Source organism: Nonomuraea sp. NPDC049695, assembly GCF_040674955.1.
Taxonomy (GTDB): Bacteria; Actinomycetota; Actinomycetes; order Streptosporangiales; family Streptosporangiaceae; genus Nonomuraea; species Nonomuraea helvata.
Map to the genome: position 1 here is coordinate 20,006 of NZ_JBFANV010000066.1, position 19,852 is coordinate 39,857.

Here is a 19,852-nt window from a genome sequence, read left to right on the forward strand (position 1 = left end):
GCACTCCTACTTGATGCCGAGCTCTTCGCAGCCCTTGGCGTACTCGCCGGTGCAGACGTCGGCGGCCTTCATGATGCCGCTGTCGAACAGCACCTCCTTGATGTTCTCCTTGGTCACGACCGTGGGGACGAACAGCTCGGAGGGGGTGTTGTAGAGCGTGGTCTTTCCTGCGGGCTTCTTGCCCTGCATGAACTCCCAGGCCGTGTTCGCCGCGGCCTCGGCCACGATCTTGATCGGCTTGGAGATGGTGTTGTACTGGTCGCCCGCGACGATGCGCTGCGCGGCGGCGACCTCGGCGTCGTTGCCGGTGACCGGGGGCACCTTCACGCCGGCGGCCTTGAACGCGGCGATCGAGCCGCCGCCGGTGCCGTCGTTGGCCGCGACGACGCCCACGATCTGGTCCTTGAACTGCGTGATCTGGCCGCTGACCCAGGTCTGCGCCTTCTCCGGCTGCCAGTCGGGCGTGTCGTACTCGGCCAGCAGCTTGAAGCCGCTCGGGTCGACCGCGCTGTGGATGCCCTTCTTGATCAGGCCGGCCGCCGCGTCCGTGGGGGAGCCGTTGACCTCGAGGATGCCGCCCTTGGCGTTCTCCTTCTTGAGGTGGTCGACCAGGGACTGGGCGATCATCTGGCCGATCTTCTCGTTGTCGAACGAGATGTAGTAGTCGGCGGGCGTGGCCGGGACCGGCCGGTCGTAGGCGATGACCGGCACCTGCTGCGACTGGGCCGACTTGACGATGGTGGCCGCGGCGGCGGAGTCGACCGGGTCGATCACGATGGCCTTGACGCCCTGGGCGAGCGCCGAGTTGGCCTGCTGCTGCTGCTTGGCGGCGTCGGAGTCGGCGTTCTGGTAGATGACCTGGCAGGTCGGGCAGAGCTGCTTCATCTTGGCCTCGAACAGCGGCTTGTCCTGCAGCTCGTACCGGGTGGAGGCCAGGTCGGGCATGAGGAAGGCCACCTTGGCGTTCTCGACGGCGCCGCCACCACTGGTGTTCGCGCCGGTGGAGCCGGAGCCCGAGCCGGAGCCGCACGCGGCCAGCGCCGAGCCTGCGAGCACTGCCACTGCGGCGAACGTGGAGGTCCGCATCTTCGCTCTGTTCACGGGTTTGTTCCTCACTTGCTACCGGGATTCATGACGCACTGCCCCCGAAACAGGACATGGCCCTCACAACGGGACACATCCTGTGGTGCGGCTCACGGTAGCGCGCCTTCTGAAACTTTGTCCAGCAAAGATGTTCAGAGTTGCCGGGCGGCCGCGACCAGGCCCTCTGCCGTAGGGACATCGGTGACGAGTTGGTTGAAGTAGCCGCCCTTGGCTCCCGCGACGATGGACAGCACCTTCTCCGCGCCCACCGCGACCGCGATGGTGGTCGGAATGCGGCGCAGCTCCTCCAGCCGGGTCGCGACCAGGCGCTCGCTCCCGGGGTACGTGATCGGCTCGCCGTCGCGGTCGTAGACGCGCATGCACACGTCGCCCACGGCCTCGCGCAGGCTGTCTGCGTCGCGCGGCATGAGGGCGGGCATCATCTGCCGCATCAGCGGGGCCGAGCCGACGCCGACGATGGCGCACTTGGCGTGCGCCCACAGGTCCATGACCCGGCGCACCGACGGCTCATGCTGGAGCGAGTAGAACAGCTCGGGGCCGGGCAGCGCGGGCGCGTAGAGGTAGGCGGGCACGCCGCCGACGCGTTCGGCCAGGATGCGGGTGGTCTCGTTGGTCTGGAACCACGGCTGCGGCTCCTCCTGGCCGCCCACCGCGGGGGCGATCGTGACCCCGGGATAGTGGCCGAGCCCCTCGCGGGCGCACTCGTAGACCGTGGTGCCCGACGAGACGAGCACGACGTCGCCGGACTCCAGTCCGACGGCCGCCAGCGCGCGGGCCACGGCGGGGGCCAGCCACGGGCCCAGGGTGGGGCCGCTGACCTTGGGGACCAGGTAGACGCGCTGCAGCTGGAGCACCTCGGCCACCTCGGCGGCCAGCGGGCCGTCCCCGAGCGTGGCCGGCCGGTGCACCTTGATCTCGACGATGCCCTGCCTGCGGGCCTCGGTGAGCAGCCGGCTCACCGTCGCCCTGGAGACGCCGAGCCGCTTGGCGATGTCGCCCTGGGTGGCCTCCTCCATGTAGTACTGCTGGGCCGCGGCGTACATCAGCTCTAGGGGGAACCTGGCCTGCGTCTCGGGTGCGACGTCGGCGGCATTCATGCGCGCTCCTGTACGTTGCGTGAAAAAATTTTCTGAACTGATGCGCAAACGACTATATGGCGGGCCGCGTTCAGCGGTCCACTGGGCATCGTGCACACTCTTCGCTTACGATCGGCTGCATAAAGTGACGGTCGCGGCTGGGAGGGGCAGTGTCCAAAGGGATGTTCGTCGCGGCGGCCATCGGTCTCGTGGCCGCGGGCATGGCACCGCCTGCCCCCGCGGTGGCCAAGGTTCTCAAGTGCGACGCGGTCGTGCAGGAGCAGGGCAGCGACCTCGGCGTCGCCGCGTGCAGCAATCCCACGGGCGAGACGTGGATGTTCCGCGCCGTGGTGGTCTGCCGGCGGGCGCTCGACGTCCTGGGCGAGTGGGTGACGCTGCCGCCCGGCGGCTACGGGCAGTCGCAGGGGTCCTGCGACAGTGCCGGCCCCGGCAGTGTGGGCGTGGAGGAGAAGCTCGCCTGAAGGTCACCCGGGGGCGAGCAGCTCGCCGGAGCCGCGGGCGATGAGCCGTACCGGAAGCTCGATGTGCTCCGGTGGGCCCGAGTCGCCGCGCAGGCGACGGAACAGCAGCTCGGCCGCCACCCGCCCCATCCACGCGGGGTCCTGCGCCACCACGCTCACCCGCGGGTTCAGCAGGTCGGCCAGCTCGAAGTCGTCGAACCCCACGAGCGCCACCCGCCGCCCGTCGAGCGCGCGCAGGGCGGTCACGGTGTAGCGGCCGTTGCCGGTGAACAGCGCGGACGGCGGATCGTCCAGCGCGAACATACGGGCCAGATCCGCGCGTACCGCCTCCAGGGAGGGCGGCCGCATCGACACCAGCCGCTCGTCGAACAGCCCCCCGAGCGCCTCGCGGTAGCCCTTGAGCCGTTCGGCGGCGGTGAAGATCTCCGGATCGTCGCCGAGGAAGGCGATCCTGCGGTGGCCGTGGCCCATGAGATGGCGGATCGCCTCCCCGGCGCCGCCCGCGTTGTCGGCGAGCACCGTGTCCAGGTCGATCCCCGCCCCCGGCGGCCGGTCCGCGAACACCACCGGCGTACCGGCCTCCAGCTCGGGACGCAGGTACGTGTGGTCCTCGCCGGCGGGCACCACGATCAGCCCGTCCACCCGGCGCGCGCAGAACGTCTCGACCAGCTCCCGTTCCCTGCCGGGCTCCTCGCCGGACGATCCGCTCAGCAGCAGGCAGCCGTGCCCGATGACGACGTCCTCGACGGCCCGGCTGAGACCGGCGTAGAACGGGTCCGCGAGGTCCTCGATGACCAGCCCGACCGTGGCGGTCCTGCCCCTGCGCAGCACCCTCGCGCTCTCGTTGCGGCGGTAACCCAGCCGGTCGATGGCCGCGCGCACCCGCTCGGCCGTGGCCGGGTGGACGCCGGGCTCGCCGTTCACGACGCGCGAGACGGTCTTGAGTGCCACACCGGCGGCCGAGGCGACGTCCTTCATCGTCGGTCTCACGCCAGGATCATGTCTCACCGTGACCCGGCAGACAACGTTGTCACGACGTTATGCGAGAGTGGTGCCCTATGTCGGTGAGATCTGCCGTGCTGGTGGCGGGGTTCGTGCTGGCCGCGCTCAACCTGCGCCCGGCCATCGCGGGTGTCTCCCCGCTCCTCGACGAGATCATGAAAGACGTGGGCCTCTCGCCCGCCGGCGGCGGCGCGGTCACCACGGTCATGGTGGTCTGCCTGGGCGTGTTCGGGCTGGTCACGCCGCTGCTCGCACGCAGTTTAGGGCTGGACCGCACGCTGCTGGCCGGGCTGCTCGTCATCGCGGCGGGCGTGACCCTGCGCGGCCTCGACGGCGCGCCCGTGCTCTACCTCGGCTCCGCCCTCGCCGCCACCGCGATAGCCGTCATGAACGTCTCCATGCCCGCCGTCGTCAAGCAGCACTTCCCCACCCGGGTCAACCTCATGACCGGCGTCTACGTCGCCTCGGTGGTGGCCGGCGCCACCCTCGCCTCCGGGCTGGTCATCCCCGTCGAGCACGCCACGGGGTACGGCTGGCGCGGCGTCTCCGCGCTGCTCGCCGTGCCGGCCCTGCTGGCCGCGCTGCTCTGGCTGCCCCAGGCGCTGCGCGGCCGGGGTGCGGCGCAGAACGGGCCCAGGCCGTTCGGCGAGGTGCTCAGGAGCCGCGTGACCTGGTACGTGACCGCGCTCATGGGCCTGCAGTCGCTGACCTTCTACGTCATGCTGGCCTGGCTGCCGACGATCTTCCTGGAGGCCGGACTGGCCGCCGACCAGGCGGGCTACCTGCTCAGCCTGACGAACCTGGTCCAGGTGGTCACCGCGCTCGCGGTCCCCGTGCTGGCCGGCAGGCGTGAGTCGCAGGTGCCGTACGTGGTGGGCTCCGGGGTGCTGACCGTCCTGGGCTACCTCGGCGTGCTGCTGGCTCCGACGACGGCGCCGTGGGTATGGATGATCGTGCTGGGGATCGGCCAGGGGGCCTCGTTCGCGCTGGCGCTGCTGATCATCGCGCTGCGGCCCGCCGATCCGGCCACCGTGACCGCGCTGTCGGCCGTGGCGCAGTCCGTGGGGTACGTGATCGCGGCGCTGGGGCCGTTGCTGTTCGGGTTCCTCAGGGAGGTCTCCGGCGGCTGGTCGGTGCCGCTGGTGGCCGGGCTGGGAGTGATCGCGGTCCAGATCGTGGCTGGGTGGTTCGCGGGGCGGCCTGCTACCTTAGGTAAGGCTTACCTATAGGGAGGTTCCAGCGTGCTGACCGAGGCGCTCCAGCGTCTCGCCGACGGGCGGGGCGGGGTCATCGGGGTCGAACCGGGACTGGTCATCGAGCCCGACGAGAGCTGGACGCCGGTCACCGAGCTGCTGCGGGAGCCGTACGAGCTGCTCGTCGGGTTGATCGACGAGACGGCCGCGCGCTGGAACGCGCCGCGCCACGTCGGGGCGGCGCTGTTCTGGAAGACCTACAGCTACTGGCACACGCTGCCCATGGCGCTCGGATGGGCGCTGGACGGGCGGGTGCCGGTCATGCGGCCGGCCGACACGTACTTCAAGGTGTCGGAGGCCGGGGTGACCGTCGCCGCGACGCGGGTGAGCTGGGGGTCCGGCGCCCGCGCGATCGGTGAGGCGCTCGCGGAGTCGCAGCGGCCGCTGGTCAAGGCCATCGAGGCGGTGGCGAAGGTGGGCGAGCGCACGCTGTGGGGTTCCACGGCGGAGGCGTTCGCCCACCCGCTGACGTCTGTCGTGCCCGGCGACTACATGCGGCTGCTCAAGGAGCTCGGCGCGCCGGTCGACGGGCTGATCGAGCCCGCCGGCGACGGCTACTTCCGCAGGACCTGCTGTCTGTGGATCACGCTGCCCGACGTCGAGCCCTGCGGAAGCTGCTGCGTGCTGAGGCCGCCGCGGCGTCGCCCGGCGGCCTGAGGGTGCCGCGTGCTCAGGCCACGACGGCGTCGTCCAGCGGCCTGAGCTCGTCGGCGTAGCTGACTGAGACGCGGCGCATGACGCCGGTGTCGTCGATCGAGTACTGGCCGAGCCGCCACAGCGGCGGCGAGTAGGCGTGGATGGAGACACTGTTGTCGACCGCGCCGTTGAGCCGGTGTATGTGGTCGGGCCCGAACGAGAACGACTGGCCCTCCGAGACCACGGTCTCCAGGTGCTCGCCGCCGATGCGGGGGTTGCACTCCAGCAGCGCGCCCTGGACGACGTGGACGGCTCCCGAGGAGATGTCGTGGTCGTGCCAGCCCGTGTCGTCCTCCGGGCGCCAGCACAGGAGCCATACGTCCACGTACGCGTCACGGTAGAGCGAGGCGTAGTGCCTGCCGCCCTCTTGCGGGAAGGCCACCTGGTCGCGCCACTCCTCGGGGTGGGCGGCCAGCTCGTTCACCAGCTCGCGCAGCTCGCGGCGGTCGAGCGTGCGCTCCGGTAGCCGGGCACAGGTGCCCCCGTCCTGGATCTGGATCGTGCTCACGTACGAGTCTCCTTTCTGCCGAGTAGACGACGGGGGTTGACGACCCGGATGGCATGGCCGGCGGCCGCGCCGAGACCGGGCTCGGGTGCTGTGGCGTAGGGGGCGTCGGACCCGTTGACGACGACGTCGATGCCCAGCTCGCGGACGATCGCGTCGATCGCGCGCGGGCCGTACGAGGAGGTCTCCACGAAGAAGTCATGATCGACCAGGCCGCGGGTGCCGCCGCCCCTGGCGATCAGGCGCTCGGAGTGCAGCGGGGCCAGGCCCGCGAGCGCCGCGAAGCAGACGCGCAGCCTGGGGTGCCTGGGCCGTACCACGGCGTGGAAGTAGTGCCAGGCGGCGTGCAACTGCTGCACGTACGGCACCACGGCGGGCCACCACGGCGGCGTGCCCGGGGCCGGGGCGGCAGGGCCCGGGTGGACGAACAGCGGCAGGTCCCTGTCCGTCAGCACCTCGAGCAGCCGGTCGTCGGGGAGTGCCGTCGCGGGGATCTGCAGCCCGGCGAAGCCGCGGTCGAGGTCCTTCGCCAGGCGGTCGGGGTCGGACTCGCTGAGACACGTGGACGCCCAGGCCCCGAACGGCTCGCCCAGCGCGAGCGCGCCGTCGTGGTAGGCGTCGATCAACGGCCACGACTCCTCGGGCGGCAGGGACTCGACTCCGAGCGGACTCGACATCGACACCAGCGCCAGCTCCAGGCCGGTGGTGTCCCTGCGGTCGCCGGGGTCGATCTCGTACGGGGGCTCGCCGTCGAGGATCAGCGTCCAGCCGTCGACATAGGGCGGGGAGGTGCGGGCGCGCAGGGCAGCGACGAACGAGTGGGTCCACACATGCTGATGGACGTCGACGCTCACGGCTGCCTCCTTCCCCTATTTCCTACTTACATTACATGTTAAACCGCTGCGCTGCGTCGTGCCTACCGTGAAGCGTTTCAGTGATACGGTTCAGTGAACCGCTTCACCTCCGGCTTGTCAACGGGTCGGGGAGCGGCAGGACCGGCAGACGGCGTGGCGGAAACTGCGGTTCTGTCGTTGTCACCGAATAGGCTGGCTGAATGCCTCGGAAGAGAGCCACGATCCGTGAGGTGGCCCAGGCCACGGGCCTGTCACCCGCGGCCGTCTCCTATGCCCTGCGCGGCCTGCAGGTGTCCGAAGAGACCATGGAGCGGGTGCGCGCCGCGGCGGCGGAGCTCGGCTACGAGGCCGACCCCATCGCCAGGGCCCTGGCCAGCGGGCGCACGGGCATGATCGGGCTGCTGTGCGGCTCGCTGGAGGACCTGTGGCAGCAGTCCTTGGCGGTCGGCATCAGCAGGGGCTTGCGGGAGAAAGACCGTTACGCGCTGATCCTCGATGCGGTCGGCGACCCCGCCCGCGAGCGCACCTTCGCCCAGCGGCTCCGCGACCAGCGCGTCGACGGCCTGATCGTCCAGCCGATCGACCCGGCGGCGGCGTTCTGGGCCGAGCTGTGCGAGTCGCTGCCGGTGGTCGCGATCGGCGACTCGATCGCGGGCACGGCAGGAGAGGTCGTCTTCGACAACCGGCGCGGCGTGACCATGGCCCTGGAGCACCTGCGCGACCTCGGCCACCGCCGCATCGCGGTCCTCACCCCGACCAGGGCCAGCACGCCCGACCGTCCCGCCGACCTGCACGTCACGGCCGAGGCCGACCGGCTGGGCCTCGACATCGAGGTCGCCACCGCGCCTCACGGCCTCGCCGGCGCCACCTCGGCCGCCCGCGACCTGCTGACCGCCCGGGGGCCGAGCGCGGTGTTCTGCTTCGCCGACTCCATCGCCTACGGGGTTTACGCGGCGGCTCAGGAGCTGGGGCTGGCCGTTCCCGGTGACGTGTCGGTCATGGGCTACGACGACCACCCGATGTCGGGGCTGCTCACGCCTGGGCTCACGACCGTCGACTGGGACATCGACGGGATCGTCCGGGCGGCGGTCCGGCTGATCTCGGCGGCGACCGACGGCGGCACCCGACGCCGCCGCGTGGTCCAGGCGCCCACGCTCAGGGAACGGGGGTCGGTGGCCCGGGTTCCGTGACGGGAGCCCGGCACCTCGGGGTGCGGCTTGCGCGGGGTGTCGCGTCGTCGCCTGCCGTGCGCGTTGCGTCGTCCGCCACGGCTTGGGGCGCGCGTCGCGTCGTTCACGTCGAGGGCTTTCCACTCCGCCTGGCCGTGCGCGTTGCGCCGGGTACCGCCGCACTTCGTCTCGCCGTACCGGCGCTGAGTGGGGGGCGGAGGGGGCGTTGTCAGGGACCGGCGCTTCGGGGGTGCGGACGCGTCGTCCGGTGCCGCCGTCTTGGGGCGCGTGTCCTTGGGCGCCCGTAGGGCCGCGTCACCAGTGCCGTCGCAGGCACCCCATGGTGCCGTTCACGCGGGCGTCGGACCGGCGGCCGAAGTTGTGCACGCCGCCCGAGCGGCGGCGGTCCGGAGCGACCCCAAAAGGGTCAGGAAGGTGGGTGGAGAGCGTGGCGGGAGGCGGTCAGGTCGGTGGTGAGGGGACGGTCCGGGGTGGGGCCGCGCAGGGCGCGGCCGGCGGCCGTGTGCTCGCAGGCCAGGACGATCTCCAAAGGCTCCAGGCAGCGGAGCGCATGGCGGGCGGCCTGGGTGGCGAAGCCCGCGTGGTCCTCCGTGCCGAGGGAGATCACCGCCGTGCCCGTCGTCACGGGGTGGGCGAGGTGGCGGAGTTCGGCGAGGGCGTCCTGGGCCACGTACTCCAGGATCAGCAGCCCCGACGAGCCGGGCCGGTCGGCGAGGAAGGGGTGGCGGCCGGTGTAGGCGGGGTCCATGAGGGTGGCCAGGCGGGCGGCGCTGAGCTGGGCCGTCTGCACGAGCGCGGCACGCAGCGCGTCGAGCGCCAGGGACACCGGGGCCGAGTGGAAGTTGCCGTTGTGCCAGGCGAGGGAGCCGGAGATGAGGGGGTTCTCGGTGGCGGCGTTGAGGTCGGTCTCGACGGCGGCGGCCGCTCGGTCGAGCGTGTCCATGGCGGCGCCGTGCACCTGGGCGAAGGCTCGGTAGCCGTACGGGTCCTGCACGCGGGTCCCCGGAGCCTGGGTGAGCAGGCCGCGCAGGCGTGCGGCCACGGTGGCCTGGCCGGCGTGGGGCCGGGCCTCCTGTACGGCGGCGGCCAGCGGCTCCGCCGAGGCGTGCACGGCGGCGAACGACATCGCGGCGACGTCGACGGCGGCCTCCAGGAGGTGGCGGAGGCGGTGGCAGGCGATGGCGGCGTCGGCGAGCGTGGCGGCCCCCGAGCTGATGAACGGCAGCGCGTCCCCGGAGGCGAGCGGGAAGCGGGGCTGGTCGGCGGGGGCCGGCGGGGGTTCGTGGTGCCAGGGGAGCTCGCCCAGCAGACACAGGGCGGTGGTGGCGAGGGCAGTGAGGTCGCCGGTGCCGATGGCGCCGTACGTCTGGATCGGCGGGGTGAAGCCGCCGTTGATCGCGTCGGCCAGCACCGGGAGCACGGCGGGGTCGATGCCGGAGCCGCCCGCGACGAGCTGGTTGAGCCGGACCACCAGCATGGCCCTGGCGCGGGCCGGCGGGATCAGCGGGCCGGCGCCGCACACGTGGCTGCGGAGCAGGTCGAGGCCGGGCTCTTCGACGAGTACGCCCCTGTTGGCGCCCACGCCGGTGCTCCGCCCGTACACGGGGCCCTTGAGCTCCTGGGCGGTGGTCCACGCGGCCCGGGCCCGATCCAGGGAGGCGATCGTGACCCGGGCCCCGCCGTACGCGGCCTCGTGGACCTGCCCGCAGGTCAGGCCGGCGCCGTCGAGCTCCACGTGCAAGTTCAGTCGCCGTCGGGGAGGATGAGGCCCAGCAGCCAGCTCACGACGCTGACGATGATCGCGCCCCAGAACGCGGCCGGGTAGAAGTTCGAGACGTGGAAGGGGATGTCGAGCTGGCCCGCGATCCAGCTCGTCAGCAGCAGCATGGCCGCGTTGATGACGAGCAGGAACAGGCCGAGCGTCAGCACGACGATGGCGCACCCGAGCGCCTTGACGATGGGCTTGACGATCGCGTTCACGAGGCCGAAGATCAACGCCACGATGAGCAGGACGCCCCAGTATTTGGCGGAGTTCGTGGGGGCGCTGACCCCGATGCCGGGGACGAGCTGGATGGCCACCCATAGGGCCACCGCCGCCGCGATGGTTCTGATGATGAATCTCACGCTGCTTGATCCTCCCACTTGAGCTCGGTAATTCGATAGTGGCGCAGTCTGCGCGTTTCCGGCGGCTACTCTGCGTAGTCGCCGGTTATCGCCGGCCCAACTCGGGCAGGGGGCGTCGAGGGGAGGGAGCGAGATGGAAGCGAACGGGCTCGAGTCGCTGCCGGCCGACGAGTTGCACGATCGGGCGGTACGTTACGCCGTACGCCATGGGGACCTGGGGTTTCTCTGGGATCTGCTGAAGGTCATCCCGGCCGCCGAGGCCGCCAGCGGTCACGGCGCGGAGGCCGCCCATGACCTCAGCCGGGTTTCCGCGCTGCTCAGCGACGCCATCGCCTCCGGCGAGGGACAGCTGGGCGAGGCGCTGCGCCCGATCTACATAGAGTATCTGCGCAAACATCCCGACGCCTGACCGTGAGAGACGGCTGAGGAGGCGGCCCGGCGCGGCTCCGCGCGCCACCCTCCGTAGCCACTCGAGCGCGGCGGGCCGCCGAGGGAGGGCGGCCCGCCGGAAGGCGGTCAGCCCGCCAGACGTGCTTCCGCCCCGCTGTAGTCGGCGAGGCCGGGCGTGCTGATCTCCTGCCCGTCCCGCGTGATGATCATCGTCTGGTACGGCCCCGCCTCCGCCAGGTCGGCCGCGAAGCGCCTGGCCACGATGGGTCCCATGGCGTAGATGGCGGTGGCGTACGCGTCGGCGATCCCGAGGTCGGGCCCGATCACGGTGACCGAGCCGAGGCCCTCCTCGACCTGCCCCGTACGCGGGTTGACCACGGGAGCGCCGCCCGAGGTGGCGATGCCCAGGTCGTGGGCGAAGACGACCTTGCGTACCAGGTCCTTGCGCGGGTCCCGGATGCCGACGCGCCAGCGCTTGCCGGGGGCGGCCGAGCCGCGCACCCTGATGTCCTCGCCCGCGCTGATGCGGTGGTCGCCCGCGCCCGCGTTGACCAGGGCGCGGGACAGCCGCTCGAGCGCCCAGCCCTTGATGTAGCCGGACGGGTCGATGACGCCGTTGATGCGCGCCTCGAAGTAGCCGTCCGTGGCCTCGCTGAGCTCGTCGCAGCGGTGGAGGACCTCGACGAGCTCGGGGATCTGCCTGATCGTCTGGCCGCGGTTGAGCCGGCCGATCTGGCTGTCCTCCTTCACCGGGCTGAAGGTGTCGTCCACCCACCTCAGCCAGGAGAACGCGTCATCCATCAGCGGGACCAGCTCGCGCGCCGGGAGAGCGGTGCGGATGTCCACACTGACCGGCATGCCCATGACCATCTCGACACGGGCGCTTCCGGGGAAAGTCGTCACCTTGCCTCCTTGTCCGCAGCCCACCGTTGCAGATGAGGCGTAATGTGGACCTAAACCTTTTGCTGTGATTTGAAATGAATCTGTGATCTTGGCACCGCAAGGCGTGACAACGCCCCGCCCACGTACCTCTTGAACTGCCGCGGGCCGGCCACCACTACATCGCGGTCGGAGATGTCGGGAAACTCGCGGCTCAGGCCCGAGGCGCTGACGCGCTCCTTGGCGCGGGGGTCGTGCTCGCCGCCCTCGACGAGGATGAGGCCGTAGCGGGCCTCCAGGTCGCGCAGCTCGTCGGTGGCACGCTCGATCCGGTAGACGGCCACGGTGTCGGTCGCGCCGTCCAGCCGGGCCCGCAGGGCGGACGGGTCGAGGCCGGTGGCGATCAGCAGGGTCGGCCTGGCCGTGGCGGGCACCCGGTGGCTGCGTACCGCCATGACGGCCGCCATCGCGTACAGGGCGACCGAGCCCGCGCGGCTGAGCTCGGTCACGTACGCCGTGGAGCTGAACTCGTGCGCCACCAGCAGCGCGCCGGCCAGGTAGCCGCCGAGCCGCAGCCGCTGCCTGGCCTCCTCGGTTCGCAGGTGGTCGGCGGCCTTGACGATGAGGAAGCCGAGGGCGACGAGCAGCGCCGCCGCGGCGTAGGCCGTCGGCCGCCACGGGTAGCCGAAACCCGGCTGGATCGCGCCGAACTCGGCCACCGCGACGCCGCACCAGAAGAGGATCGGGCCGGGGTTCGCATTCGCCTGGCTTGCCATGCTCCTCACGATCCTGAATGAACATTAAAGCTTTCTGAGTAGGGTCTGAAACATGGCTAACGTGCGTGTCGAACGAACAGAGGACGGCGGATTCCGGGCCACGAACGCCCGCGGCGCCGAGGTGCGGATGGGCGGCGGTGACGAGGACGGGGTCTTCACCCCCGTGGAGTTGCTGTTGGCGGCGGTGGGCGGGTGCAACATCGTGACCGTCGAGCCGCTCACCGCCAAGCGCGGCCACCGCCTGGTGCGGCTGGCGATGACCGTGCAGGCGGAGAAGGTCGAGCCGAGCAAGCTCGGCCCCGTCACCGTCACGTACGAGGTGGAGCTGCCCTCGGAGGAGGCCGGCGAGGTCTTCAGGGCGGTCGCGGAGCGGGTGCACGAGAAGTACTGCACGGTGAGCAGATCGTTGCAGGAAGGCACAGAGGTTCGGCTGGAGGTTCCCTAGTCGGATAAAACAGATATTCGACCCCGTCATGACGCGACCGTTGCATTCGTCTCGGTAGCGTTGTAGCAGGTCAAGAGACCAGCGAACCTTCACCGATGCGGACGCGGAGGGGGACCGCGGTTCGCCAGTGCGGGACCGCCGGTGTTTTTGGGGGAAGACACCGGCCTGGACCGCCGCCGATCGGGCCGGGCAGCTTTGGGGGAACTGCCCGGCCCGATCTATGCGTATCCTCCGGTTTCGTGAAGAAAGTTCTCATTGACTGCGACCCCGGTATCGACGACGCGCTCGCCCTGGCCCTTGCCGCCGGCTCCCCTTCCCTCGACGTGGTGGGCATCACCACCGTGGGCGGCAACGTCGATCTCCCCCTGACCACGGCCAACGCGCTGGCACTGAGAGAGTTCCTGGAGCTGGGGAACGTCCCGGTGACACCGGGCAGCGCCGGCGCCCTGCTGCGCGAGACGGTGCGCGCCTCCCGCGTGCACGGGACCACGGGCCTGGGCGACGTCGTGCTGCCGGCCCCGGCCCTGGACCCGTCGGACGGGCACGCGGTCGACTTCATCGTGGACACCCTGAAGGCCGCCCCTGGCGAGATCACGCTGGTGGCCGTCGGCCCGCTGACGAACATCGCCCTCGCCGTACGCCGCGAGCCCCGCGTCGTGGAGTGGGCCCGCGACCTGGTCATCATGGGCGGCTCGTTCACGCGCGGCAACCACAACCCGGCCGCCGAGTTCAACATCCTGGCCGACCCTGAGGCGGCCGCGATCGTCTTCGGCGCGGGGTGGACGGTGAAGATGCTGGGCCTGGACGTGACGCTGACCGCCGTGGTGACCTCGGACGTGCTCGACCGGATGCGTCTCCTGGGCAGGCTGGGCGAGCAGCTGCTGGCGCCCGCCGCGCAGTTCTACGGGGTGGTGACGGCCGACGGCGGCCCGGCCATCCACGACGCGTGCGCGGTGGCGTACGTGCTCGATCCCTCCCTGTTCACCTGCGTGCCGGCGGTGGTGAACGTGGAGACCGCCGGGCTTTACACGCGGGGGATGACCGTGACGGACTTCAAGGTGAGCGCGCAGGACGCGAACGCGCTGGTGGCTACCTCGATGGACGTGAAGGGGTTCTGGGAGCTGGTTCTGGGGGCGTACGAGGGACTGGCGGGGCGGCTCGGATGATGTGCGGGCATTGCTCGGCGGCTGATACAGTTACATCTGTTGCGCCGCTAGCTCAGTTGGTTAGAGCAGCTGACTCTTAATCAGCGGGTCCGGGGTTCGAGTCCCTGGCGGCGCACCGGCGAAAATCCCGGCTCGCGCATCGCGAGCTGGGATTTTCTCATTGTCTCCATGCCGGTCGGCCATCGGCCGGCAGGGCGTCGGCACGGTCGGAGTGCCGACGCCGGGCACGGAGACTGTGGCCCCCGATCCGCCCCGGTCGAGGAGCAGGCGGTCGAGCGCCAAGCCGGAGAGCAGGCCGGCGAGGGCGGAGATCGCGGAGATCCCCGCCACTCCGACCAGGAGGCGGCGCCGGAAGAGGCTGGGGGGCGCCATCTCCCAGATGCCTTCGCCCGGGTAGAACGTGTAGGTGATACCGCTGTCCCGGCGCCGGTCGCCCTTGGTCATGAGGCCTCCTGTGGTGTCCACGCTGCCCCGCAACTGTCGATCTGCTACCTGCCGTACGGCTGACGCCAACCTGAACGATGCCGGAACGCGGGTCAGGGGCGGGCAGGCGCGCGCAGCACGGCGGCGGCGTTGAAGCCGCCGGCCCCGCGCGCCAGCACCAGCGCGGTGCGCAGTCCCGGCATCACGCGGGGCTCGGTGACGAGGTCGAGGCCGGACTCGACGGCGTCGGCGTCGGCGTACACCGTCGGCGGCACGACCCCGTGGTGGATGGCCAGCGCCGCCCACGCGATGTCCAGCGCCGCCCCTCCCGAGCCCAAGCGCCCGGTCATGGTCTTGGGCACGGTCACCGGCACGCGCCTCGATCCGAAAACCTCGGCGAGCGCGGCCCGCTCCGCCTCGTCGCCGACGCGGTCCCCGGCGCCGTCGGCGAAGACCACGTCCACCTCGTCGGGATCGCATCCGGCCCTGGCCAGGGCTTCCCGCGCGGCCCGCGCGAGCTGCCGGCCGTCGGGCGCCGCGGAGTCGTGGCGGTACGCGTCGTGGGTGGCCGCCGTCCCCGCCACCTCGGCGTAGACGGTGGCGGCCGGCCGCAGGCGCGCGTGCCGCCACTCCTCCACCACCAGCATCGCCCCTCCCTCTCCCGGCACGTAGCCGCCGGCGTCGGGGGTGAAGGGGCGGTAGGCACGTGCGGGATCGTGCGCCCGGCTCAGCGTCGGCTGGCTCGACTGGCACACCAGCGCGTACGGCGAGAGCGGCGCCTCGGTCCCGCCCACGAGGACCGCTTCGCTGCCCCGCCTGATCAGCCTGACGGCCTGGGCGAGGGCGTCGATGCCGCCGGCGCCGTCAGAGACGATCACCCCGCAGGCGCCCTTGATCCGGTGCCGGATGGAGATCTGGCCGCTGCTCGCAGCGTAGAACCAGCCGATCGACTGGTAGGCGCTGACGGCCCGCGGCCCCGACTTGTACAGAGCCTCGATCTCCCGCTGGCCGAACGCGTTGCCTCCCGAGGCGCTGGAGGTGACGACGGACATGTGGAAGGGGTACTCGGAGCGCATGTCGAGCGAGGCGTCGTCCAGCGCGAACTCGCCGGCCGCGAGGGCCATCCACGTCCACTTGTCCGTCTGCACGAGCAGCCGGTTCTCGATGAGCGCGGTCTCGTCGAACCCGCGCACCTGCCCGCCCACCCGGATGGGCAGCGCCTCGGCGTCGGGCAGGGCGGCGATCCCCGAAGCGCCGGCCAGTGAGTTACGCCAGTGCTCGACCACGCCCAGCCCGGTGGGCGCGACCACGCCGATCCCCGTGATCGCGACGCGCCTGGTCACACGCGCTCCAGCCGGGAGAAGACCATCGCGGACTGGAACCCGCCGAACCCGCTGCCTGCCGACAGCGCGTGGTTCACCGTGACCTCGCGGGCGACGCCGGGCGTGTAGTCCAGGTCGCACTCCGGGTCGGGTGTCGCCAGGTTCGCCGTGGGCGGGATGACGCCCCGCTGGATGGCCAGGGCGCAGGCGGCCATCTCGATCGAGCCGATGGCGCCGAGCGAGTGCCCGATCACCGACTTGATGGAGCTGATCGGCGTCCGCCTGGCCGCCTCGCCCAGCGCCCGCTTGTAGGCGGCGGTCTCGTGCCGATCGTTCTGCTTGGTGCCGGAGCCGTGGGCGCTGATGTAATCCACGTCCTTGGGGTTCAGCAGGGCCCGGTCCATCGCCTCCATGATCGCCTCGCCGAGCTCGAAACCGTCCGGGCGCAGCCCGGTCATGTGGAAGGAGTTGGCCCGCGCGGCGAACCCGGCGATCTCGCAGTAGATCCTGGCATCCCGCGCCAGCGCGTGCTCCAGCTCCTCCACGATCAGGACGGCGGCGCCCTCGCCGAGGACGAACCCCTGGCGGTCGGCGTCGAAGGGCCGGGAGGCCTCCTCCGGATCGGCGTTGCGCGGGCTGGTGGCCCTGATCGCGTCGAAGCAGGCCACCGTGATCGGCGAGATCGGCGCGTCGGACGCCCCCGCGATCACGATGTCGGCCTCGCCGTCCTGGATCAGGGCGTGCGCGTGCCCGATCGCGTCGATCCCGGAGGTGCACCCAGTCGAGATCACCGCCGCCGGGCCCTGGGCGCCGAAGCGCACGGCCAGCTCCATGGCCGCACTCGACGGCACCAGCGCGTGGTAGAGGAACGGCCCCACGTGCGCCGGGTCGACCACCCAGTCCCGGCCGCCGTTGCTCGCCACCACGTACTCCTCCTCCAGGCGGATGGTGGAGCCCACGGCGGAGCCGAGTGAGACGCCCATCCGCTCGTGGTCGAGGAGCGACAGGTCGAGGCCGCTGTCGGCGAAGGCCTCGTCCGCGCAGGCCAGGGCCAGGAGGGCGAAGCGGTCCATCCGCCTGGTCTCCTGAGGGGTGAGACCGTAGGCGGCCGGGTCGAAGTCGCACTCGGCGGCGATCTGGGAGCGGAAGGCACCGGGCTCGAAACGGCTGATCCGCCGGATCGCGGGCTTGCCGCCGATGATCCGCTGCCAGAACTCCTCGCGTGAGCCGCCGCCCGGGGCGATCACCCCGATCCCGGTCACGACGCTGCGTCTCATCCGGCCTCCTCAGTGTCTACGTGGCCCAGCTCGGGACGCGGGGCCAGCGGGCTGAGCTGGAACACGGCGAGCGCCTCGCCGTCGCCCACGTTGGTCAGGCGATGCCGTACGTTCCGCGGCACCAGCAGCGACTGGTCGGCGGTGAGCACCACAGGTTCGTCGTCCAGGTCCACCCGCAGCTCGCCCGACGCGAGGAAGATGAACTCCTCCGAGTAGGGGTGGTAGTGCTCGGCCACCTTCTCGCCGGGCGCCAGCCGTACCGCGCCCATGAATCCGGAGGACGCGCCGACGGTCGCAGGTGAGACCAGCGTGCGCAGGTCGCCGCCGCGGCGGGTGTTGGACGGCACGTCGTGGAAGCCGATGACGGCCCGGCGGCGCCGCTCGACCCGCTGCTTGATCACGTCCATCTGGGTCCGGGTGTTCCGGTTGATGTTCCCGGTCATCTGCGCGGTGTCCACCGGGGCGTCCGGCTTCATGAAGAAGTCCTGGACCCAGCGCATGCGCGTGCGGTCGGGGCCCAGCTCCTCGTAGGTCCAGGTGATGTTCATGAACTCGAACGGGCCGGTCTCGACGCGGCGGGCCCGTACCGTCCACGTGTCGTGGTCCCAGGTGCGCTCGGAGACCCACGACCACTCCCTGCCCTGCTCGTCGGGGTGCATCGTGAGGCGGAACAGCACCGAGTCGGCCTCCTCCTCCAGCACCTCGACCTTGGCGTACTCGGTGAACAGGTCGGTCCAGGTACGCACGTCGTTGGTCTGCGCCCAGACGAAGCCGATCGGCGCGTCGATCTCGATCGTGTTGTCGGTGTGCCCGATCATGACGCGGCTCCCGCCAGATTCGCGTTGACCAGGTCGGCGACCGCCCGCGGGCTCTGGTCGGCGTCGATCTCCAGGGCGACGCCGTACTGGTCCTCGATCCGGGCCGCCATCTCCACTCTGGCCAGGGAGTCGAGTTGGAGCTGCTCGAAGGTCAATGAGTAGTCCTCCTGTGCCGGCGCCAGCCCCACGGCCAGCAGAAAAGTCCGCAGAGCGTCTTCGGTGAACATCTCTCGTGCCATTCCGGCTCCTTGTTCGATGGTGGATACCGTGCCAGGGGGGATATGGGGCCAACGGTAGGTTCGGAGCAGGGCCCGGTCTTCCGCCGTGGTGGTGAAACGCGGAGCAAACCGTCAGGATGAGAATCCCTCCCCAGGGATGGGAGGCTTTCGGCTAGCACGAAACACGAAAACGGCATCGCCGGATCCGGCGATGCCGTTCAGCGCGTCCCGCTCAGGGGCGGGAGCCGGCCAGCAGGTGGGCGAAGCGGGGGTTGTCGGCCAGGTACCGCATGTCCTGCGGACCCTCGGTGGCCAGCCAGCGAGCCATGGAGATGAACGTCTCCATCGAGGGCTGCACCACCCTGGTCTCCGGATCCTGCAGTCCGAGGAACGGGACGATGCCGGGTGACTCCGCCACCAGCTTCATCAGGGCGCGCCCCGCCTCCCCGGCGTCCCGCTCGCCCGAGTCGACGGCATCGCAGACCCGTACCATCTCCGCGAACAGCTCGTTATAGGCCGTGTTCCCCGGGAACGGCGACCCCGGGTAGGGCAGCCGCTCCAGGTCGCGGAAGATCGTGTCGTCGCGGCTCTGGCAGAACTTCTCGATCGCCTGGCCGAAATGCATGCTGACCGGCATCTGCGCCCCCGCCCACACCCGGGAGACGGCGTTCCAGAGATCCGGGTGCGACCAGGACACGAACGAGCTGTTGACCAGGTCGTCGTTGTACCGGATCAGCCCCTTCTGCAGGGTGTCCACGTAAGCGAAGCGCTCCTCGGAGAAGTCGTCCTCACGCAGGGCCTCCAGCAGGCGCCAGGCCAGAGCGTTGATGACCTCGCCGGTGTTCGACAGCCCGCGCGAATACAACGGGTCGAGGAAACCCGCGGCGTGGGACATCAGGCACCAGCGCGCCCCGGCCGTCCTGGATGAGGAGTACTGCAGGCGGTCCGTCGACACCCACGGCCGCACCGTCCTGGCGTCGGCGAAGATCCGCTGGAGCAGCGGGAAACGCGCGACGTGCCGGTAGAACTCCTCCTCGGCGCTGATGTCCGACGGCTTGGGATACACCCGCTCGTCGAAGGTCAGCCCCACGCTCACCAGCGGGTTGACCGACCGGGGATCGTTGTTGAACGGGATGATCCAGAACCAGCCCCGCTCGAACACGTGGTGCATGGTGCCTTGCGCCCACGGCACGGCCGGACGCTCCCCCTTGAGGCACTCGTCGGTCGTGCGTACGTCGATCATGTGCGTGAACAGCGAGCGGGAGTGGTGTTTGAGCGGGCACGGCTCCTGGCGCAGTCCGAGCAACTGGGCGACCGGGGAGCGGAAGCCGCTGGCGTCCACGAGGTAGCGGCCCGTGAACCGCTCGCCGTTCGCGCCGACCACCGCGATCTTGTCGTCGTCCAGTTCGACCTCGGTCACCCGGAAAGCCTGCCGGGCCACGCACCCGTACTTGATCGCGGCGTGGAACAGGTAGGCGTCGGTGTCCTGCCGGAACAGGTGGCTGGTCTGCAGATGCCCGATGCCCGCGGTGCCGAACTGGCTGGCCTGCCCGGGGTCCGGCTCCTGCCCCTCCCGGTGGAGCATGAAGCCGAAGTGCCGCTTGATGCCCATGACCGGGCCGATCTCCGCCATGCCTTTGTCGTAGGAGATCAGCGCTTCCAGTTCGGGCACCTCGTAGCGTTCCGCGAGCGTGCGGAAGACGTTCAAGGTGTGCGAGATCGTGGATTCTCCGACCGCGAATCGCGGGTGCACCCCCGCGTCGGTCAGCAGCACGCTCGCTCCGTTCCTGGCCAGGATCGAGCCGAGAATGGAACCCGCGATGCCCGAGCCCAGGATGATGACGTCGAACAT

At 70.8% G+C, this 19,852-nt stretch carries 21 protein-coding genes and 1 tRNA gene; 8 read left to right on the forward strand and 14 right to left on the reverse strand.

Going from position 1 to position 19,852, the window contains the following annotated elements:
• Positions 1-6: 6 nt before the first annotated feature.
• Both AB0J64_RS39990 and AB0J64_RS39995 read right to left on the reverse strand, forming a co-directional pair.
• The gene (locus tag AB0J64_RS39990) at positions 7-1,101 is read right to left on the reverse strand and encodes a sugar ABC transporter substrate-binding protein (protein WP_364039595.1); all 1,095 of its coding nucleotides are present in this window, start codon (positions 1,099-1,101) and stop codon (positions 7-9) included.
• 134 nt (positions 1,102-1,235) lie between these two features.
• On the reverse strand, positions 1,236-2,201 hold the full coding sequence (locus AB0J64_RS39995; protein WP_364039598.1) for a sugar-binding domain-containing protein: 966 nt from the start codon (positions 2,199-2,201) through the stop codon (positions 1,236-1,238).
• Positions 2,202-2,350: 149 nt separating this feature from the next.
• Between AB0J64_RS39995 and AB0J64_RS40000 the strand changes: the two genes are divergently transcribed.
• Positions 2,351-2,662 (forward strand): hypothetical protein, encoded by a 312-nt coding sequence (locus AB0J64_RS40000; RefSeq protein ID WP_364039601.1) that lies wholly within the window; start codon positions 2,351-2,353, stop codon positions 2,660-2,662.
• A gap of 3 nt (positions 2,663-2,665) precedes the next feature.
• Here the strand turns inward: AB0J64_RS40000 and AB0J64_RS40005 are convergent, their stop codons facing one another.
• The gene (locus AB0J64_RS40005; protein ID WP_364039727.1) at positions 2,666-3,640 is read right to left on the reverse strand and encodes a LacI family DNA-binding transcriptional regulator; all 975 of its coding nucleotides are present in this window, start codon (positions 3,638-3,640) and stop codon (positions 2,666-2,668) included.
• Between the two features lie 86 nt (positions 3,641-3,726).
• On the opposite strand from AB0J64_RS40005, the gene AB0J64_RS40010 reads away from it, so the two are divergent.
• Together AB0J64_RS40010 and AB0J64_RS40015 are read left to right on the forward strand one after the other, a co-directional pair.
• Positions 3,727-4,893: an MFS transporter gene (locus AB0J64_RS40010; RefSeq protein ID WP_364039604.1), complete on the forward strand. Its 1,167-nt coding sequence runs from the start codon at positions 3,727-3,729 to the stop codon at positions 4,891-4,893.
• Positions 4,894-4,905: 12 nt separating this feature from the next.
• A complete protein-coding gene (locus tag AB0J64_RS40015; protein ID WP_364039607.1) occupies positions 4,906-5,574 on the forward strand; it encodes a hypothetical protein in 669 nt (222 codons plus the stop codon).
• Positions 5,575-5,587: 13 nt separating this feature from the next.
• Here the strand turns inward: AB0J64_RS40015 and AB0J64_RS40020 are convergent, their stop codons facing one another.
• Together AB0J64_RS40020 and AB0J64_RS40025 are read right to left on the reverse strand one after the other, a co-directional pair.
• Positions 5,588-6,121 carry a cysteine dioxygenase family protein gene (locus AB0J64_RS40020; RefSeq protein WP_364039610.1) on the reverse strand — a complete coding sequence of 178 codons (534 nt, stop codon included), beginning with the start codon at positions 6,119-6,121 and terminating at the stop codon, positions 5,588-5,590.
• The gene (locus AB0J64_RS40025) at positions 6,118-6,972 is read right to left on the reverse strand and encodes an amidohydrolase (RefSeq protein WP_364039613.1); all 855 of its coding nucleotides are present in this window, start codon (positions 6,970-6,972) and stop codon (positions 6,118-6,120) included. The genes AB0J64_RS40020 and AB0J64_RS40025 overlap by 4 nt, the downstream gene beginning before the upstream one ends.
• Positions 6,973-7,172: 200 nt before the next feature.
• On the opposite strand from AB0J64_RS40025, the gene AB0J64_RS40030 reads away from it, so the two are divergent.
• On the forward strand, positions 7,173-8,162 hold the full coding sequence (locus AB0J64_RS40030) for a LacI family DNA-binding transcriptional regulator (RefSeq protein ID WP_364039616.1): 990 nt from the start codon (positions 7,173-7,175) through the stop codon (positions 8,160-8,162).
• A gap of 406 nt (positions 8,163-8,568) precedes the next feature.
• Here the strand turns inward: AB0J64_RS40030 and AB0J64_RS40035 are convergent, their stop codons facing one another.
• Together AB0J64_RS40035 and AB0J64_RS40040 are read right to left on the reverse strand one after the other, a co-directional pair.
• Positions 8,569-9,897: an aromatic amino acid lyase gene (locus AB0J64_RS40035; protein WP_364039619.1), complete on the reverse strand. Its 1,329-nt coding sequence runs from the start codon at positions 9,895-9,897 to the stop codon at positions 8,569-8,571.
• Between the two features lie 8 nt (positions 9,898-9,905).
• Positions 9,906-10,286: a phage holin family protein gene (locus AB0J64_RS40040; RefSeq protein WP_364039622.1), complete on the reverse strand. Its 381-nt coding sequence runs from the start codon at positions 10,284-10,286 to the stop codon at positions 9,906-9,908.
• A gap of 133 nt (positions 10,287-10,419) precedes the next feature.
• On the opposite strand from AB0J64_RS40040, the gene AB0J64_RS40045 reads away from it, so the two are divergent.
• Positions 10,420-10,695 carry a hypothetical protein gene (locus AB0J64_RS40045; RefSeq protein ID WP_364039625.1) on the forward strand — a complete coding sequence of 92 codons (276 nt, stop codon included), beginning with the start codon at positions 10,420-10,422 and terminating at the stop codon, positions 10,693-10,695.
• Positions 10,696-10,802: 107 nt separating this feature from the next.
• Here the strand turns inward: AB0J64_RS40045 and AB0J64_RS40050 are convergent, their stop codons facing one another.
• Positions 10,803-11,579 (reverse strand): FAD:protein FMN transferase, encoded by a 777-nt coding sequence (locus AB0J64_RS40050; RefSeq protein ID WP_364039628.1) that lies wholly within the window; start codon positions 11,577-11,579, stop codon positions 10,803-10,805.
• Between the two features lie 50 nt (positions 11,580-11,629).
• Positions 11,630-12,331 (reverse strand): hypothetical protein, encoded by a 702-nt coding sequence (locus tag AB0J64_RS40055; RefSeq protein WP_364039631.1) that lies wholly within the window; start codon positions 12,329-12,331, stop codon positions 11,630-11,632.
• Between the two features lie 52 nt (positions 12,332-12,383).
• Here AB0J64_RS40055 and AB0J64_RS40060 point away from each other — a divergent pair, with 52 nt between their 5' ends.
• From AB0J64_RS40060 to AB0J64_RS40070, 3 genes are all read left to right on the forward strand, one after another.
• Positions 12,384-12,776, forward strand: coding sequence for an OsmC family protein (locus AB0J64_RS40060; RefSeq protein WP_344991294.1), 393 nt, complete (start codon positions 12,384-12,386; stop codon positions 12,774-12,776).
• A 239-nt stretch (positions 12,777-13,015) separates the two neighbouring features.
• On the forward strand, positions 13,016-13,942 hold the full coding sequence (locus AB0J64_RS40065) for a nucleoside hydrolase (RefSeq protein ID WP_364039634.1): 927 nt from the start codon (positions 13,016-13,018) through the stop codon (positions 13,940-13,942).
• A 41-nt stretch (positions 13,943-13,983) separates the two neighbouring features.
• Positions 13,984-14,057, forward strand: a tRNA-Lys gene (locus tag AB0J64_RS40070).
• A 421-nt stretch (positions 14,058-14,478) separates the two neighbouring features.
• On the opposite strand, the gene AB0J64_RS40075 is transcribed toward AB0J64_RS40070, so the two are convergent.
• From AB0J64_RS40075 to AB0J64_RS40095, 5 genes are all read right to left on the reverse strand, one after another.
• A complete protein-coding gene (locus tag AB0J64_RS40075; RefSeq protein ID WP_364039637.1) occupies positions 14,479-15,708 on the reverse strand; it encodes a beta-ketoacyl synthase N-terminal-like domain-containing protein in 1,230 nt (409 codons plus the stop codon).
• The gene (locus tag AB0J64_RS40080) at positions 15,705-16,964 is read right to left on the reverse strand and encodes a beta-ketoacyl-[acyl-carrier-protein] synthase family protein (RefSeq protein ID WP_364039640.1); all 1,260 of its coding nucleotides are present in this window, start codon (positions 16,962-16,964) and stop codon (positions 15,705-15,707) included. The genes AB0J64_RS40075 and AB0J64_RS40080 overlap by 4 nt, the downstream gene beginning before the upstream one ends.
• A complete protein-coding gene (locus tag AB0J64_RS40085; RefSeq protein WP_364039643.1) occupies positions 16,961-17,782 on the reverse strand; it encodes a cupin domain-containing protein in 822 nt (273 codons plus the stop codon). Before AB0J64_RS40085 ends, AB0J64_RS40080 begins: the two co-directional genes overlap by 4 nt.
• Complete coding sequence (locus AB0J64_RS40090; protein WP_364039646.1) at positions 17,779-18,021, reverse strand: acyl carrier protein; 243 nt, start codon at positions 18,019-18,021, stop codon at positions 17,779-17,781. The genes AB0J64_RS40085 and AB0J64_RS40090 overlap by 4 nt, the downstream gene beginning before the upstream one ends.
• A 211-nt stretch (positions 18,022-18,232) precedes the next feature.
• Complete coding sequence (locus AB0J64_RS40095) at positions 18,233-19,852, reverse strand: tryptophan 7-halogenase (RefSeq protein WP_364039649.1); 1,620 nt, start codon at positions 19,850-19,852, stop codon at positions 18,233-18,235.